Here is an 18,318-nt window from a genome sequence, read left to right as displayed (position 1 = left end):
CGGGGTGCGCTGGCAGTCGTGGGCTTAAACTACATTTAACCGGGCCAACAGCCCCGCTTTGTAAGAGCTGCCGATGGGCACGCGCACCGGGGTGCGGGACTGGGGGGCGGGCAAGCTACTGTCGAGCGTGGCCGCGTCGTTTTCGATGGCAATTATGCGGTCGAGACGCACGATGTACTTGCGGTGGACCCGGGCAAAATCGTGGCTCGGCAGCTTGGCTTCTAAGTCCTTCATGGTGCCGTACACGGTGAGCCGCTCGCGGGTAGTATGCAGGTTTACATAATCGCCCAGGGCTTCCACGTACTGCAGGTCGGCGGTGGCTACGCGCACCAGGCGCTGCTCCTGCTTGACAAAAATTTCGGAGCGGCTGTTGGTGTGCGGGGCTTCGCTGTTGCTGTTAACCATCCGCAGCACGCCGTCGAGCGTCTGGCGTTCGTTTTCAACCTGCCGCTGCATGTGGTGCAGTTCGAGGTGCACCATCACTTGCCGGGCCAGCACGCGCAGGGCCTCGCGCTGGTCGGGGGTGAGGTGCCGGGGTACGGTGTCGAGGGCACAAAGCGTGCCGATGGGCTGGCCTTCGGGGCTGAGCAGCGGTGCGCCGGCATAGAAGCGGACGTGCGAGTCGCCGGTAACGAGCGAGTTGTGGGCAAAGCGGACATCCACGGTGGCATCCGGCACCTCGCACACATCGGCGGCCAGCATGGCGTATTGGCAGAATGCGTCTTCGCGGGGCATTTGCATCGGCTCAAGGCCCACGCGGGCTTTAAACCATTGCCGCTTGTCGTCAACCAGAAAAATCAGCGATATGGGCGTGCCGCAAATAAAAGCCGCAAGGTGCACCAGGTCGTTGAAAACCTGTTCGGGGTCAGTGTCGATTACCTCGTAGCTGCGGAGAACTCTCAGGCGCTCCGGTTCGTTGGCCTGTGGCAGGACCGGTAAGGTTTGAGCAGGGCGTTTGGGGTGTTTCACAGCAAAATAAGGAGTGACATTTCAACCTAACCTCGTCATTAATAGTTAGGTTGATGGGAAATGGGGCAGCAAAGCTAGCCGTTCTCTTCGGGTAGATATGGACTTATCCCGTTCAACATTGGTTATGGCCCGACCAACCACAGCATTTTGCCTGTAAACCCCACCTTCATGCCTCAAAGTCTTCCTATCGGGTATCTTTGATACTCCAAAAAGCATTCGGCTGCGTATATCCTCTTTTAATCACCATAACCGGGCCCGGGTGCCCACCTTCTCATGCTTCATTCTCTGTTTTTAATTGGCAACTTCGGCACTACCGAAATTCTGCTTATCGTATTTGTGGTTGTGCTGTTATTTGGGGCTAAGCGTATTCCTGAGCTGTTCAAAGGCATGGGCCAAGGCGTGCGCGAATTCAAGGACGCCAGCAAAATAGAAGAGCCGCAGTACCGCGACCAGCCCATGGCCCCGCCCGTGCAGCCGCCTTACCAGCAGGGCCAGCCGCAGACCGGCTATCAGCAGGGCCAGCCGCAGACCGGCTATCAGCAAGGTGCGTCGCAGACCGGCTATCAGCAGCCGGTCCCGCCCGTGTTCAATCCTAACGACCCCACCAACCAGCCGCGCTAAATAAGTGCCCTCTGCGTCATGCAAAATTCCCTCATTCTCTTCCTCGGCGATATCGGCGGCTCTGAGCTCATGCTGATTATGGTCGTCATCCTGATTTTCTTCGGGGCCAACAAAATCCCCGAGCTGGCCCGGGGCCTCGGCAAAGGCATCCGCGAGTTCAAAGATGCCAGCACCGAAATCCGCCGCGAATTCGAGCAGTCGGGCCAGCCCACGCAGCCCAACTACGCGGCCCAGAACCAATATCCTGCCCCCCTGCCTACACCCCCAGTGGCGGAAGCAGGTTCGGGTTTCGACCCCTGGGCTGCCGCTCCGGTAGCCACGGCTACCGCTGCCGCCGACCACTCATCCGACCACAAGGCCGAGGAAACCACGCCGCCCGTCGCTTATTCGCTGCCCCCTAACTTGGCCCCCGAAGGCACGCAGCCCCGGCAGCCCTACCTCCCCGCCAATCCCGACGCCTAACGAATCGGTCACCTAATCTGCAAATAGTTTGAAGCGTTTTCAGTCTTTATCCGAAGTTCGTAACGAGCTGGCGGCGGGCACCACGTCCTGCCGCCAGCTCGTTGAGTATTACCTGGGCAACATCGAGCGCCAGCAGCACCTCAACGCCTTTCTGGAAGTGTGGGCCGACGAAGCCCTCGCCCAGGCCGATGCCGTGGATGCCCGGCTGGCCGCCGGCACCGCCGGCCCGCTGGCCGGCATGGTCATCGGCATCAAGGATGTGCTGGCCTACGCCGGGCACTCGCTGCAAAGCAGCAGCCTGATGCTGGACGGCTTCAAGTCGCTCTTCACCGGCACGGCCGTGCAGCGCCTGCTCGACGCCGATGCCATCCTCATCGGTCGCCAGAACTGCGATGAGTTTGCCATGGGCGGCTCGAACGAAACCTCTTATTTCGGTCCGGCCCGCAACGCCGCCGACCCCGACCGGGTGCCGGGCGGCTCGTCGGGCGGTTCGGCCGTGGCCGTGCAGGCCGATATGTGTTTGGCCTCGATTGGGTCCGATACGGGCGGGTCAGTGCGCCAGCCGGCGGCGTTTTGTGGGGTCATTGGTTTTAAGCCGACGTATTCGCGCATTTCGCGCTACGGGTTGGTGGCATTCGCCTCGTCGTTCGACCAGATTGGGCCCATCACCCGCTCGGTTTCCGATGCTGCGCTGCTGCTGGAAATCATGGCCGGCCCCGATGGCATGGACAGCACCGCCAGTCAGCGCGAAGTGCCCGCCTACAGTCAGCAGCTCACGCCCGCGCCGCACTACCGCATCGGCTACATTACCGATGCCGTGGATAACGAAGGGCTGAACCCCGAAATCAAGGCGGCGCTGGAAAATCAGCTCGACCTGCTGCGCGGCCAGGGCCATGTGGTGGAAGCGGTGGATTTTCCCTACCTCAACTTTATGATTCCGACCTACTACATCCTCACCACCGCCGAAGCCAGCTCCAACCTGGGCCGCTTCGATGGCGTGAAATACGGCTACCGTGCCCCGGATGCTACGGATTTGGAGTCGCTCTACAAAAAGAGCCGCGCTCAGGGCTTTGGGGCCGAAGTGCAGCGGCGCATCCTGCTGGGCACCTTCGTGCTCAGCGCCAACTACTACGACGCGTATTACACCAAAGCCCAGCGCGTGCGCCGGCTGATTAAGGACAAAACCGACGAGCTGCTGCGCCAGTACGATTTCCTGGTGCTGCCTACCACGCCTACCACGGCCTTCAAAATAGGCGAGAAGCAGGACCCGGTTTCGATGTACCTGGCCGATATTTTCACCGTGCAGGCCTCGTTGGCCGGCGTGCCCGCCATTTCGGTGCCGGTAGGGGAGGATGCCGCCGGCCTGCCCATCGGCTTGCAAGTAATGGCCGGGGCCTTCCGCGAAGCGGAGCTGCTGGCCTTCGCCAGTTTGCTGACCGAAGAAGTGCTGGCGTAGGTTCAGCGCGTCAGCGCCCTGTTTCAACTTCTGCTTACAGCAGTTTTCAGGTTAGCGTACACTTTTACAGAAAGTTAAAAGTTAAAAGTTGAAAGTTAAAAACCACTGTACATGCATTTTAACTTTTAACTCTCAACTTTTAACTCAGTACACAAAAAGCGAAACCGCTCTGAACCCCGCCATGTGGTAAGCCTGCGCTTACGGCATGGCGGTTATTTTTTGACCTGGGGCGTGATGAACTCAACCTCCCGGGGCGGCAGCAACTTGCTCACCAGCTTAGTGAGCCGGTGCTGGGTGTTGCGGGTTATTTTTTTGACGGGCAGCGTTTGATAGTCGAAGGAGCCCAGAGCCTCCAACTCGGCGGCTACGGAGCGCTGCTTCAGGTGCGATTCCAGCAAGAAGGCCCCGATGCTGGCGTTCCATTCCTCCTTGGTGCTCCAATAATGGCCGATGTAAGGGCGCGCCTCCTGCATGGGGTAGGTTTCGGAGAGGGCGACGGAGAGGGCAAACTGCTCAATGAGCCGGGGCGTGACTTGCTGGGCGCTCAGGTCGTCGCAGATGCGCAGGGCCAGCGCGATGGCTTCCAGGTTGCGGCCGGCCGGAATGGCGACCACGCCGGCGTTCCACATCTGGTGCTGCTCGTGCATGGTGATGCCCCCGAAGGCCCGGCCGTTGATTTGCTGCCACATGCGGCGCTCCGTTTTGCTGGTGAGGGTGGATAGCGGCGCTTCGGCTTCGTGCATGAAAGCCACGCCAGCCGCGAGCTCCTGACTGATTTTTTCCAGCGAACCGTGCAAAAAGGTGTCGGTATCGAGGTATAAAAGCGGCACTTCCGGCTGCTGCCGCGCCACGAACTCCAGGGCTTTGATTTTGGCGCGCCAGAAGAACCTGAACTCGCCCTGCCACTCTTCCAGGGTGCCGGCATCAATGGTGTGAACGGTGACGGCGCCGGCCAGGTGGCGGTAGAAATCGGGCGCGTCGGTGACCACCGTGATGCCGGTTAGTAGCCGATTGCCCTGCCGTAGAAAGGATAAAATGGAGAAATTAGCCTGGAAATGATTTTGGATATTGTTGCCGAATACCAGGTAGAGAAGTTGCATGCCGCTATGTGAAAGGTGGGGGCAATAAGGTGCCGGGCGCGTGCGTAGTGCAACAGCCTTGTCCCTGGGTTCAAAGGTACTGCGATTCAAATCCTACCGCTGGCGGGCCTGCGAGAACCGATAAGCCGGGCATGGCCTGGCGCAGCCATTATTCGCGTATTTGCGTAGACGCGGAATCAGCCATCTCTACAAGTTGTTTACCTCTGCCCTATCTTAGTGCTATGAAGCAAGGGATTAAGAAAGTGAAAGCGCCTCGCCGGCGCTTCTTGCATCTTGCGCTGGGGCTGCTTTGCCTGCTGCTGCAAGTGCCCCAGGCCCGGGCCCAGCGCGTACCGCTGCCCGACACAACCGGGCAAGGAAACTCGGCTTTGCCAGCCCTGCTGGGCGACACGGTGCGGGTGCGGCTGGAGCTGCAGCCCGACTCGCTGGTGGCCGTGCCCATGGGGCCGATGGTAGTTGATTCGGTCCGCCTGGAGTGGCTGCGGACCCCGCCCACCATGCGCGATTTGGTGTGCGACCGGGTGGGCTGCTTCGAAACCGATGTGCCGCACACGTTCAATAATTCGGTGATGGCTTACGTGACCTTGTTCACGGCCCGCAACCGCAGCTACCTGCAACGCGTGCTGGAGCGGGAGAACTTCTACTTCCCGATTTTCGAGAAATACCTGGCCAAATACAACCTGCCCACCGACCTGAAATACCTGGCGGTGGTCGAATCAGCCCTGATTCCGACGGCCAAATCCCCGGTGGGCGCTACCGGCCTCTGGCAGTTTATGGGCCCCACCGCCGGCGACCTGCGCTTGCAGCGCGATGAGTGGATTGACGAGCGCATGGCTCCCGAAAAAGCCACCGAGGCCGCCTGCAAGCACCTGCGCTACCTCTACGGCATCTTTCACGACTGGGAGCTGGTGCTGGCGGCCTACAACTGGGGCGCGGGCAGCGTGCAGCGCGTGATACGCCGCACCGGCAAAAAGACCTTTTGGGACCTGTACCCGCACATGCCGGCCGAGACGCGCAACTACGTGCCCACGTTCACGGCCATCATGTACAGCATGAAGTACGCCGAGGCCCACGGCCTGCGCACGCCCAGCCTGCGCTATCAGTACGCCGAGCCGATGGACACGCTGAGCCTGCGCGGCTATGCCTTCGACCTGCGCCGCCTGAGCCGCGCCTGCGGCTACGAAGATTCCTTGTACTTAACCCGCTTCAACCCGGAGCTGCGGCGGGCGGCGCTGCCCGCCGGCTACCGGCCCTACGTGGTGCGATTTCCGGCGGCGGCGGCCGTGCATCTGGGTGATGTGGACCGGACCACTTTACTGGAATACTGCCAGCCCACCGCGGCTTTGCCGCAGGCCCTGGCCACGCTGCCGCCCCGCCTTGATGGCGTGGAGCCGTGGGTGAGCCAGTCGGTGCTGGCCGCTACCGAAGGCCCCCGCACCAGTGAAGAAGCTGCTGCGCCCCGCTTCCGGCGGGTGCCGCACAAAGTGAAGCGGGGCGAAACCCTGGCCAGCCTGGCCGAGCGGTTTGAAGTGAGCCAGAGCCAGCTGCGCCGCTGGAACGAGCTGCCCAAAGGCCGGCCCCTCAAGCCCGGCCGCGAGCTGGTGGTGTTTGTGCCGCTACCGGCCGCCGCGCCGCGCCGTGCTCCCATGGCCACGGAAGTTTTGCCAATGATTGCAGCGGCTCCGCGCCCGGTGGTTTCGACGGAGGAAGTAGCGGCCCGCCGTGAGCAGGCGGCGGCCAATGCCCGTGAAGTAGCCCGCCTCCAAGACGTTGTGCGGCAGGAGAAACTACAGGAAGCCCGGTTGGTGGGCATCCGGCAGCGGCAGGCCATTCAGCAGGCAGCGGCCGAAGGCCAGGCCCGGGCCGCCGCGCGCCGTATGGCACAGGCGCAGGCTGCCGTAGTGACGGAAGCCCGGCGCAACGAAGCGAAAGCCACCACTGCCGCCCTCGAGCCCGAGGAAACTCCTGAGGCTGTAGCGTCGGCCCCCGAAGTCAATACTGGAACCTACACCGTGCGCAAAGGCGACTACCTCACCAAGTTGGCCCGCGAGCATAATCTGACGGTGTCACAGCTGATGGCCTGGAATGGGCTGGATGCCGAAACCGTAACCCCCGGCCAGCGGCTGATGCTACACGCCCCGGCCGCCGACGCCGGTGCGCAGGAAGGTGCCCGTCGGCAGTCAAAACCCATGGCTTCCAAAGCCACGGCGGTGGCCCCGGCTCGCGCCGCGCCGGAGCGCAAAGGCTTGTCGCCGCAGGTGCACATGGTGCAGCGGGGCGATACGCTCTTCAACATCTCGCAACGCTTCGGCGTGACGGTGCAGGGGCTGCGCGAGCTCAACCACCTCACCTCCGATGACGTGAAGCTCGGCCAGAAGCTGCTGGTACCGCAGGGATAGGGGGGGCGTTGAGCCCAGGGAGTAGCGATACGCTACTGCTGGCTTCGAGACTATATCACAGCCGTCGCCAAAGCTGCTTTCGGAGAATTTTCGTCGAAATAAGCAATGCTGTTATTTTCCTGAAAAAGCCCCGCGCCACCCTGGCGTGGCGCTTTTTGGTGCCAAAATCAGCCCGGTTTATTGCTTTCGGCGGAAATAGCCGGACCTTGCGGGCCGAAGGCCACCCGCGCCGCGCCGTTTCCCTGATTCGAATTCCTATGCTCAAAATCAACAAACAAGACGCCCTAAACTATCACTCACAAGAGCCCGCCGGCAAGCTGGAAGTAGTGCCCACCAAGCCCATGAGCACCCAGCTCGACCTGGCGCTGGCCTACTCGCCGGGCGTGGCCGAGCCCTGCAAAGCCATTGCCGAAAACCCCGACGACGTGTACAAATACACCGCCAAGGGCAACCTGGTGGCTGTTATCAGCAATGGTACGGCGGTGCTGGGGCTGGGCAACATTGGCCCGGCGGCCAGCAAGCCGGTGATGGAAGGCAAGGGCGTGCTGTTTAAGAAATTTGCGGGCATCGACTGCTTTGATATTGAGATTGATGCCACCGACCCGGACGAGTTTATCCGCATCGTGAAGGCGCTGGAGCCCACGTTTGGCGGCATCAACCTGGAGGACATCAAGGCCCCGGAGTGCTTCCGCATCGAAACCGAGCTGCGGGAGAAGATGAACATCCCGCTGATGCACGACGACCAGCACGGCACGGCCATCATCACGTCGGCCGCGCTGCTGAACGCGCTGGAAGTGGTGGGCAAGAAAATCGGCGAAATCAAGCTCGTGGTGAGCGGGGCGGGCGCGGCGGCCGTGTCGTGCCTGCGCCTGTACCTGGCCCTGGGCCTGACCCGCGAAAACGTGGTGGTGTTCGATAAAGACGGCGTTATCAATGCCCAGCGCACCAACCTGGACGTCATTCAGATGCAGTTTGCCACCAGCCGCGACGTGACGACGCTGGAAGAAGCCATGCGCGGGGCCGATGTATTCCTGGGCCTGTCGGCGGCCAACGTGCTGCCGGCTGGGCTGCTGCTGCTCATGGCCGATAACCCCATCGTATTTGCCCTGGCCAACCCCGACCCGGAGGTGAGCTACCAGTTGGCCATGGCCACCCGCGACGACATTATCATGGCCACGGGCCGGTCGGACCACCCCAACCAGGTGAACAATGTGCTGGGCTTTCCCTACATTTTTCGGGGCGCGCTGGATGTGCGGGCCACCGAAATCAACGAAGCCATGAAGCTGGCGGCGGTGCATGCCCTGGCCGAGCTGAGCAAGGAGCCCGTGCCCGAAATGGTGAATAAGGCCTACGGCGACAACACGCTGACCTTTGGCCGCACCTACCTCATCCCCAAGCCACTCGACCCGCGCCTGATTACCACCATCAGCCCGGCCGTGGCCAGGGCGGCGATGGAAAGCGGCGTGGCCCGCCTGCCCATCGAGGACTGGCACGCTTACGAGGACCAGCTTCGGGCCCGCCTCGGCGTGAATCAGAAGCTAATGAACCGCATTACCTCGGCGGCCCGGGCCAACCCGAAGCGCGTGGTATTTGCCGAAGCCGACAACTATAAAATCCTCAAAGCGGCCCAGATTCTGCTCGATGAAGGCATCTGCACGCCCATTCTGCTAGGTCCGCAGGAGAAAATCGAGGCCATTGCCCGTGAGAACAGCCTCGACCTGGAGGGCTGCGAAATCATCAATATTCTGAAGCAGGACGCCAAGCGCGATGAGTACGCGGCCCTGCTGTACGAGAAGCGCCAGCGTCGTGGCATGACGATTTACGAGGGCCGCCGCCTGATGCGCGAGCGCAACTACTACGCCGCCATGATGGTGGAAACCGGCGAGGCCGACGCCTGCATCACGGGCCTCACCAAGGACTACGGCAAGAGCATTATCCCGTCGCTGCAAGTCATCGGTACCGAAGATGGCGTGAAGCGCGTGTCTTCGATGTACATCATTCAGCACAAGAAGGGCCCGTATTTCTTCGCTGATACTACGGTGAATATCAACCCCACGGCCGAGGAAATGGTCGAGATTATCGGCCTCACGGCCCGCGCCGTGCGGTTCTTCGATGCGGAGCCGCGCATGGCCGTTATCAGCTACTCCAACTTCGGCTCGAACCCCGGCCCGCTGCCCGAAAAAACGCGCCGCGCCACCGAAATGGCCAAGGCCCGCTTCCCCGACCTGCTGATTGACGGTGAGATGCAGGCCAACGTGGCCCTGAGCCCCCGGCTGCTGCAGGAACACTACGGCTTCTCGCCGCTGGCGGAAAAAGGGGCCAACACGCTGATTTTTCCCAACGTGGAGTCGGGCAACATTGCCTACAAGGTGCTCCAGGAAATTGGCGGGGCCGAGGCTATCGGACCGGTGCTGATGGGTATGCGCAAGCCGGTGCACATTCTGCAGCTCGGCGCGAGCGTGCGCGACATCGTGAACATGGCCGCCATCGCGGTAGTGGATGCGCAGCTGGGCAGCAAGGCGCTGTAAATTCGGTAAACGGGAAAAAGAACGTCATGCTGAGCGCAGCCGAAGCATCTCTACCGCAGAAGTAACTCAATTGATTGGATTACTGCTGCACGCGAGATGCTTCGGCTCTGCTCAGCATGACGTTCTTTTTCCCGGCTTGTCTATTGCCCCACAACTTCTTTATTTCACCCAAAAACTTTGGCCGAAAAGCCAGTAAATTTGGGAGATAAAAACCCGGCGGTGGCGTTACTCCATTGTTGCAACGCACTTTTCCTGCCTCCTTTCCCCAGTCTATGATTGCCTACCTCGACGGTAAACTTGCTTACAAAGACGCCACTCAGGCCATTGTTGATATCCTGGGCGTGGGCTATGAAGTCCGCATCTCGCTGGCCACTTACTCGAAGCTGCCGGCCGAGGGCGCGGCCACCAAAATCTATACCTACCAGCACATCAAGGAAGACGGGCAGACGCTCTATGGCTTCCTCGACCCCAGCGAAAAGGCGTTGTTTATGCTCCTGATTTCGGTCTCGGGCATTGGGCCGGGCACGGGCATTGTGATGGTGAGCAGCATGAGCGTGGGCGAAATCCGCGAGGCCATCGTGAGCGGCAACGTGCGCGCCATCCAGAGCATTAAGGGTGTGGGGCCGAAAACGGCTGCCCGCGTAATTCTGGACTTGCAGGACAAGCTGCGCAAGGATGAGATGCTGGCCAAGGCCGGCGTGGACACCGTGCCCCTGGCCCGCCAGCACAATACGCGGCGCGCCGAAGCGTTGCAGGCCCTGGTGACCCTGGGCTTTGCGCGGGCCGCCGCCGAGAAGCTGCTGGACCAGATTCAGCACAAACACGGCGGGGAGCTGAGCGTGGAGGAATTGATTAAATTTGCTTTGAAGTCGCATTGAGTCGTGACGATTTCAAGCTGTTAGCCAATAGCTTTTAGCTACTAGCTTTTGGGTCTCTGTCGAAATTATCACCACCTACGCCGTTTCGCTTCGTTGCCAAAGCCTCACTAGACTACCGATGTCCATCGGCTAACGGCTATCAGCTAACAGCTATTGGCTAACAGCTCCAATAGCTACTATCCATTTATACTGCTTGAAATCCGGTCAGAAATTACTTCCCGCGTCGGTTGTTGTGGTTGCGTCGTTGCTGGCGTGGTGGGCCCAGGCCGCACCGGTAGCGAGCGCGCGCCTGCCCGGCGCGTGGCTGCGCATCAGCCGTGCCCTGGCCGCTGATACTCCCCGGCCCGTGGGTGCGGTGGTGGATACCACCGGCCCGTACAAGCCCAGCCGCCGCCCACGGGTGCGCGCCCAGGACCGCCCCGGCAGCCCCTTCGGCACGAAGCGCCGGGAGTCGCCGCTGATACTGCCGCTGCCCAAAAACGTGAAGCTGAACGTGGCCGTGGACGACAGCCTGACCCAGTTCGACGTGCGCGAAAAGGTGGGAGCCGAAATCGACTACCGCGACCCGAGTGTGCTCAGCTACAAGGAATACGAGGAGTTTCGGCGGCGCGAAGGCATCCGGAGCTACTACCGCGACAAGGCCAAGGGCGGCATTACGGGGCCGGCCGCGGCGGCGGGCACGCCCCAGGCCCAGCGCCTGATTCCCAAGATTTACCTTGGCCCCATTGCCAACCGCATTTTCGGCGGCAGCTATGTCGATATCCGGCCGGCGGGCTCGGTCACGCTCAAGTTTGGCGGGCGCTTCAACCGCAACGAAAACCCGGCCCTGACCCTGCGCCAGCAAAGTGTGGGCGACTTTTTGTTCGAGCAGAACATCAACGTCAACCTCACCGGGCAGATTGGCACCAAGCTCAAGCTGGTGTTCAACTACGACACCAAGGCTTCGTTCGACTTCGACAACCAGATGAGGTTCGACTACGCCGGCGAGGAAACCGACATCATCCGGAAGGTGGATTTGGGCAACGTGAGCCTGCCGCTCACCAACTCGCTGGTGCAGGGCGGGCAAAACCTGTTTGGCATCAAAACCCAGCTGCAGTTTGGCAAGCTGGGCGTGACGGCCGTGGCCGCCACCGTGCGCGGCACCGCCGATGAGGTGCGTATTCAGAACGGGGCCCAGAGCCGGCAGTACGAAATCAAGGCCAGCCAATACGAGCGGGACCGGCACTTTTTCCTGTCGCAGTTCTTCCGCGATAAGTACGACCGCGCCCTGCGCAACCTGCCCACCATTCAGAACGACGGCGTGGCCATCACCCGCCTCGAGGTGTACGTGACCAACGACAACCGCACCACCGAAAACCTGCGCAACGTGGTGACGCTGATGGACATTGGCGAGCCGCTGCGCCTGTACCAGGGCAAGTACCGCAGTGGTGGCCCCAACGCCCAGACCCCGGCGCAGAACTCGGCCAACCAGCTGTATGGCATCCTGACCAACCCTGCTACCGGCACCCGCGAAAACCTGGGCATCGACGGGCTGCTACAGAATGGGCAGGGACTGACCAAGAACGTGGACTTTGAGCGGGTGCGGGCCCGCAAACTCGACCCGCGTGAGTACACCTATAATGCCCAGCTGGGCTACGTCTCGCTGAACACGGCCCTGCTGCCCGACCAGGTGCTGGGCGTGAGCTTCCAGTACCTGTTCAACGGGCAGACCTACACCGTGGGCGAAACCTCGGACAACTACGGCTCGGTGGCCCCCGACCAGGTGATTTTCCTGAAGATGCTGCGCGCCAGCAACCCCGGCGTGGGCCTGGCCGAGCCCGCCACCAACCCGCAGAACCTTAACCTGCTGACCCGCAACACGCCAACCTGGGATTTGATGATGAAAAACATCTATCCCCTGAACGCCTCGCAGCTGCAGCGCGACAACTTTCAGCTCCAGATTATCTACAAGGACGACGAGACGGGCGTTGACCTGATTTCGCTGAAGGAGGGAGCCAAAATCAACAACCGGCCGCTGATTGAGGTGCTGGGGCTGGACCGCGTGAACCCCAACAACGACCGCAACCCGGACGGTAACTTCGACTTTTTCCCCGGGGTGACGATTGACCCGGAGCTGGGCAAAATTATTTTCCCGAACGTGCAGCCGTTCGGCTCTTTCCTGCGAAGTCAGCTCGCCGGCGAGCCGGCGCTGATTGACAAATACGTGTACTCGGAGCTGTACAACGAGACCCAGAGCGACGCGCAGCAGCGGCAGGAAAAGGATAAGTTCTTTCTGCGCGGGCGCTTTCAGGGCGGGGCCGGGTCCGACGAAATCAGCCTGCCGGGCATCGGTATCGCGCAGGGGTCGGTGCGGGTGCGCTCGGGCTCAACGCTGCTCACGGAGGGCGTCGACTACCAGGTTTTCTACGACCAGGCCAAGGTGAAAATCCTCAACCCGGCCTACCTGAACTCGGCCAACGAGCTGCGGGTGGAATTCGAGAAAAACGCCCTGGTACAGGTGCAGCCCCGCCGGATGGTGGGCGTGCGCCTCGACTACAAGCTGAACCGGGACGTGACCATCGGCGGTACGGCCCTGAGCCTGCTGGAGCGGCAGGCCCCCGGTATCAACCGCGTGAATATTGGCGACGAGCCGGGCAACAATACCATTGTGGGCCTGGATGGCAGCATTCGGAAAGACAGCCGGGTGCTGACCAAGTACCTCGATATGCTGCCCTTCGTGTCGACCAAGGAGATTTCGACCATCGCCTTCAGCGGGGAGTTTGCCAAGCTGCTGCCGGGCCGCTCGCAGCTGGGCAACGGCGAGAACGGCGTGTCGTACATCGACGACTTTGAGAATGCCCGCACGCCTTACACGCTGGGCGGGCTGGCCAGTATTCCGGCCTGGCGGCTGGCTGCTACGCCGCTGCCCATCGGGGGCAGCACGGCGGTGGGGCTGGGCTACAACTACCAGCGCGCCAAACTGGCGTGGTATACTGTGGACCAGAGCTACTACACCGGCGGGCCCAACGTGCCGGGCAATATTGGGGCCGGCGACCTGGTGAACCACTACACCCGCGGCGTGCGGCGCGACGAGGTATTCCCGAATAAGGACCTGGGCGCGACCGGTAACGGCTACGAGTACACCTTCGACATGGCTTACTTCCCCGGCGAGCGGGGGCCGTACAACTACAACCCGAACCTGGACGCGGCGGGCAAGAATTTTACTGCGGTCGAGCGGCCCGAGGACAAGTTTGGCGGCATCAGCCGGGCCATCACCTTCGATACCGACTTCGACAACGCCAACATCGAATACCTGGAGTTCTGGATGATGGACCCGTTCATCAAAACCACTTCGGACCGCGGCAACGTGTTCGACTCGGATGGGAACAACCAGCCCAATACCACCGGCGGCGACCTGATTATCAACCTGGGCAACGTGAGCGAGGACGCCCTGAAGGATAACAACCAGCACGAGTTCGAAAACGGCCTGCCGACGACGGACGACCCCACGGATATTGCCAACAACAGCCGATTGACCGACTACGGCCGCGTCACGAGCCAGCAGTTTCTCACCGATGCCTTCAACGCCGCGCCCGGGGCCCGGGCCCGGCAGGACGTGGGCCTCGACGGTGTGAATGATGAGCAGGAGCGCGTGCGGGCCCTGCCCACTGCCACGCCGGCCACGCCGGGCTACGGCGCGGCCTTCGCCAACCTGCCCGACCCCTCGGCCGACAACTTCCGCCACCACCTCGACCCGAGCTACGACCAGACCAACGCCAAGATTCTGGGCCGCTACAAGAACTACAACGGCTACGACGGCAACTCGCCCGAAAACAGCCAGCTCAGCTCCACCGCCTTCCCCGACAAGGAGGACCTGAACCGCGACAACGTAGTGCAGGAAGTAGAGCGCTACTACGAGTACCGCCTGCGCCTCGGGGCCGCGCCCGGGGCCCTGCAAGTGGGCCAGAACTTCATCATCGATAAGGTGACGACCAAGGACGAGCGTACCAGCGGCGACGAAGTGACGTGGTACCAGTTCCGGATTCCCATTCGGGAGGGCTACCGGCTGCGCGGCGCGACGCAGGAGTTCGGCTTCAAGAACATTCGCTTTCTGCGCATGTACATGACCGGCTGGCAGCAGCCGGTGGTGGTGCGCCTGGTGCAGCCGCAGTTTGTGGCCAACCAGTGGCGCCGCTTCCTGCCCAGCATCACCGACCCGCGCCTGGGCACGGTTATCGGCCAGCTCACCGATGCCGACGCCTTCAGCATCTCGACGGTGAGCGTGGAGGAAAACGGCCTGGCTGCGGCTTCGGGCACGGGCAAGATTCCGTACGTGTCGCCGCCCGGCATTCTGCGCGACCAGGAGTACGGCAGCAGCAGCACCTCGCGCCTGCAGAACGAGCAGAGCCTGCGCCTGTCGGTGACCAACCTACGTGACGGCTACGCCAAGGCGGCCTACAAGAACATCACCATCAACATGCTGCGCTACAAGCGCCTGCGCCTGTTTCTGCACGGCGATAGCGACGACCCCACCACCCTGAACGGCGACGTGCAGGCCTTCCTGCGCATCGGCACCGACTACACCCAGAACTACTACCAGTACTCGCGGCCGCTGACGCTGACCCGCGCCGGCGACACCGGCGTAGACCAGGTGTGGCCCGAAGCCAACCGCCTCGACGTGTCGTTTCAGGACTTCATTGATGCCAAGGCCGAGCGCAACAAGCGCAGCCCCATCAATTACCTGGTGCCGTATATCAAGACGCTGCCTAATGGCGCGACCATTACGGTGGTTGGCAACCCCGATTTTTCGGCGGTGCAGGGCGTGATGCTGGGCATTCTCAACCCCGTAACCGACGGCTCGGACCCCAGCACCAGCGCCAAAAACGTGAACCTGTGGGCCGATGAGCTGCGCGTGTTCGACTTTGAGCAGCAGGACGGCTACGCCGCCACCGCCCGCCTCAACGTGAAGATGGCCGATATTGCCAATATCACGGCCACCGGCAGCTTCACCAGCGTGGGCTTCGGCGGCCTCCAGGACAAAGTGCAGCAGCGCTCGGTTGACGACGTGTTCCGCGGCGACCTGAACGCCACGGTGGCCGTGGAGAAGTTTCTGCCGCCGCAGCTGAACCTGCGCGTGCCCGTGCTGCTGCAGCTGGGCCACGAAAGCCGCTCGCCCCTCTACGACCCCCTCGACCCCGACACCAAGCTCAAGCAGAGCCTGGAGAAGTTCAAGAACGCGGCCGGCGAAACCGACGTGGCCGCCCAGACCGAGTACCGCAACAAGGTTATCGACCAGACCACCAGCCGCAGCATCGCGGTGCTGAACGTGCGCAAGGAGCGCGGCACGCCCAAGCCCGGCGCGGCCCCCCGCACGGCCAAGCCCTGGGACATTGAGAACGTGGCCGTGAGCTACTCCCTCACCGACCGCCTGCACACCGATATCCGCACCGACCGCGACTACACCAAGTCGTACACCGCCGCCGTGGCCTACGTGTACCAGACCACGCCCAAGAACTACACGCCGCTGAACAAGTTCAAGGCCCTGGACAACCCGTACCTGAAGATTTTCCAGGAGCTGAACTTCACGCCGCTGCCTTCGCGCTTCTCGTTCCGCACCGATATTGACCGGCGCTACAACGAGCGGTTCCTGCAGCGGGTGCTGGAGCCGGGCACCGTGCCCACGCTGGCCGGCCTGCCGGTGGTGCAGAAATCCTTCTACATCAGCCGGATTTACGACCTGAAGTGGGACCTGACCAAAAGCCTGATTTTCGACTACACCGCCACCAACCGCGGCGTGGTGGACGAAGGCCGGGGCCGCACCATTGGCGACAGCCAGGAGGCGCTGGATAACCGCGACCTGCTCCGCAAAAACCTGCTCCAGGGCGGCCGGACCATCAATTTCAACCAGGTGGCGGCGCTGACTTACCGCCTGCCGCTCGACAAATTCCCGCTCACCGATTGGCTGAGCGCCGATACCCGCTACGCGGCCAACTACACTTGGCAGTCCGCGCCGGTGTCGCTGCGGGCCCCGCGCTTCCCGGTGCCCGTGGGCAACGAGGCCCGCGACACGCTGACCACCGAAATCAAGCTGGGCAACACCATTCAGAACAACCGGGAAATCAGCGCTAATGGCCGCATCGACCTGGTGAAGCTGTACAACAAGGTGAAGTTTCTCAACATCATCAACAACGCCCCGGCTCCCAGCGGCCGGCCGGGCGGTGGCCTGAAAGAGGCCGCCCGCGCCGGTGAGGAAACCGGCCGTCCGCCGGCCGCCGCCGGGGCCGACACCACCCGCGAAAAGAACCGCTTCGTGAAAGCCGTGCTGCGCTCGCTGATGACGGCCCGCTCCCTCAATTTCACCTACATCCGCTCGCAGGGCACGCTGCTGCCCGGCTACCTGCCCAAAACCAATATCTTCGGCCTCGACCACGACCTGTCGGCTCCGGGCCTGCCGTTTATTCTGGGCGAGCAGCCGGCGCTGAATACGCTCTACAATCGCGCCATCGAGAATGGCTGGTACACCAACAGCAGCGAATACCTGAACACGGCCCTCAGCTCGCTGCTCACCCAAACCATCACGCTGCGCACGGCGCTGGAGCCGTTCCGGGGCTTCAACATTCAGGTGGATGCCCGCCAGCAGCTGGCCCGCAACCGGGAGGTGTACTACCGCAACCGGCTCGACGCCGACTCCCTGACGGTGGTGCCAGACCTCCGGCGGCCGGGCCGCTTCGAGCTGGCTCCGAATCCGCTGCTGGGCACGGGCTCGTTTCAGGTTTCGACCATCACCATTCGAACCTTGTTTGGCGACCTCGGGGCCAATGGCGAAACGTCCAAAGCCTTCAGCCGATTCGTGGAAAACCGCAGGTTTGTGCGCCAGAGCCTGACCGATGCCAACCGCAACCCCAGCAACCCCGGCGGCGGCAGCTACGGCTTCAACTCGCAGGAGGTGCTGGTGCAGAGCTTCGTCGATGCCTACCACGGCCGCTCGTCGGACGGCTACAAGGCCAAGAAGTTCGACCCGTTTGCCATGCTGCCGCTACCCAACTGGACGGTCAGCTACAACGGTTTCTCCGACCTGCCGCTGGTGAAGAAGTACTTCTCGTCCTTCACCTTCAACCACGCCTACCTCTCCACCTACAGCGTGGGCAGCTACACCACGGCTACCAACTACGAGCGCGAGCCCGACTTCACCGACCCCAGCGCACCGTATCAGCTCAGTACCCCCACCAACCAGTTTCTGCCCTACTACGTGGTGGGCCAGGTGAGCATCGCCGAGCGCCTCTCGCCGCTCGTCGGTATCAACTTCCAGACCGTGAGCCGGGCCACCGGCCGCCTCGAATACCGCACCGACCGCACCGTGGTACTGAACACCACCAACGCCCAGGTCACCGAGCTCTACACCCAGGAAATCGTGGTGGGCTTCGGCTACGCCACCAACAGCCTCAAGCTGCCTTTCCGCATCGGTGGCGAGCAGCGCGTGCTCAAGAACAACCTCACGGCCCGCCTCGACCTGAGCATCCGCGACAACATCACCATTCAGCGCAGCATCGAAAACGTAGTGGAAGCCAACGCCCCGCTGGGCCAGCAGGAGTTCCAGGGCCTGGCCAAGGGCCAGATTACCAATGGCTCAAAAACCTTTCAGCTGCGCCCCACCATCGATTACCTGCTCAATACCCGCCTCAACCTGCAGCTCTACTACAGCCAGACAATCACCACGCCCCAAGTCCGCAACGCCTTTCGCAACGCTACTTCCGAAGGCGGGGTGCAGCTCCGCTACAGCCTCACCCAGTGAGTGAATGCGTAAATGGGTGAATGAGCAAATGATTGAGTCGTCAGTTTAGCTGGCTCATTCACCCATTCACTCATTCACCCATTCGCTCATTGAGTAAGCCGTGCCTACTTTTGAATTCTGATGAGTCATTCGCT

9 protein-coding genes are annotated in these 18,318 nt (G+C 62.0%); 7 read left to right on the top strand and 2 right to left on the bottom strand.

Annotated features, from left to right (window positions below; genetic code table 11):
- Positions 1-24 precede the first annotated feature (24 nt).
- On the bottom strand, positions 25-969 hold the full coding sequence (locus ABD819_RS00255; RefSeq protein ID WP_345119745.1) for a GAF domain-containing DNA-binding protein: 945 nt from the start codon (positions 967-969) through the stop codon (positions 25-27).
- A gap of 273 nt (positions 970-1,242) precedes the next feature.
- On the opposite strand from ABD819_RS00255, the gene tatA reads away from it, so the two are divergent.
- From tatA to gatA, 3 genes are read left to right on the top strand one after another with little or no spacing between them, the layout of a single operon-like run.
- Complete coding sequence (gene tatA, locus ABD819_RS00250; protein WP_345119744.1) at positions 1,243-1,590, top strand: twin-arginine translocase TatA/TatE family subunit; 348 nt, start codon at positions 1,243-1,245, stop codon at positions 1,588-1,590.
- Positions 1,591-1,608: 18 nt separating this feature from the next.
- Positions 1,609-2,052: a Sec-independent protein translocase subunit TatA/TatB gene (locus tag ABD819_RS00245; RefSeq protein ID WP_345119743.1), complete on the top strand. Its 444-nt coding sequence runs from the start codon at positions 1,609-1,611 to the stop codon at positions 2,050-2,052.
- 28 nt (positions 2,053-2,080) lie between these two features.
- Entirely contained in the window at positions 2,081-3,508 is a 1,428-nt protein-coding gene (gene gatA, locus ABD819_RS00240; RefSeq protein ID WP_345119742.1) for an Asp-tRNA(Asn)/Glu-tRNA(Gln) amidotransferase subunit GatA, read from the top strand.
- A gap of 212 nt (positions 3,509-3,720) precedes the next feature.
- Here gatA and ABD819_RS00235 read toward each other — a convergent pair whose 3' ends face one another.
- Entirely contained in the window at positions 3,721-4,608 is an 888-nt protein-coding gene (locus ABD819_RS00235; RefSeq protein WP_345119741.1) for a hypothetical protein, read from the bottom strand.
- 221 nt (positions 4,609-4,829) lie between these two features.
- Between ABD819_RS00235 and ABD819_RS00230 the strand changes: the two genes are divergently transcribed.
- The 4 genes from ABD819_RS00230 (at position 4,830) to sov (ending at position 18,184) form a co-directional block, all read left to right on the top strand.
- Entirely contained in the window at positions 4,830-7,007 is a 2,178-nt protein-coding gene (locus ABD819_RS00230; RefSeq protein ID WP_345119740.1) for a LysM peptidoglycan-binding domain-containing protein, read from the top strand.
- A gap of 257 nt (positions 7,008-7,264) precedes the next feature.
- Entirely contained in the window at positions 7,265-9,535 is a 2,271-nt protein-coding gene (locus ABD819_RS00225; RefSeq protein ID WP_345119739.1) for an NADP-dependent malic enzyme, read from the top strand.
- A 272-nt stretch (positions 9,536-9,807) separates the two neighbouring features.
- Positions 9,808-10,413 carry a Holliday junction branch migration protein RuvA gene (gene ruvA / locus ABD819_RS00220; protein WP_345119738.1) on the top strand — a complete coding sequence of 202 codons (606 nt, stop codon included), beginning with the start codon at positions 9,808-9,810 and terminating at the stop codon, positions 10,411-10,413.
- A 232-nt stretch (positions 10,414-10,645) separates the two neighbouring features.
- Positions 10,646-18,184: a T9SS outer membrane translocon Sov/SprA gene (sov, locus tag ABD819_RS00215; protein WP_345119737.1), complete on the top strand. Its 7,539-nt coding sequence runs from the start codon at positions 10,646-10,648 to the stop codon at positions 18,182-18,184.
- The last annotated feature ends 134 nt before the right edge of the window (positions 18,185-18,318 follow it).

The organism is Hymenobacter antarcticus (assembly GCF_039539545.1).
GTDB classification, from domain to species: Bacteria; Bacteroidota; Bacteroidia; order Cytophagales; family Hymenobacteraceae; genus Hymenobacter; species Hymenobacter antarcticus.
This window is presented reverse-complemented; position numbering and strand designations above follow the sequence as displayed.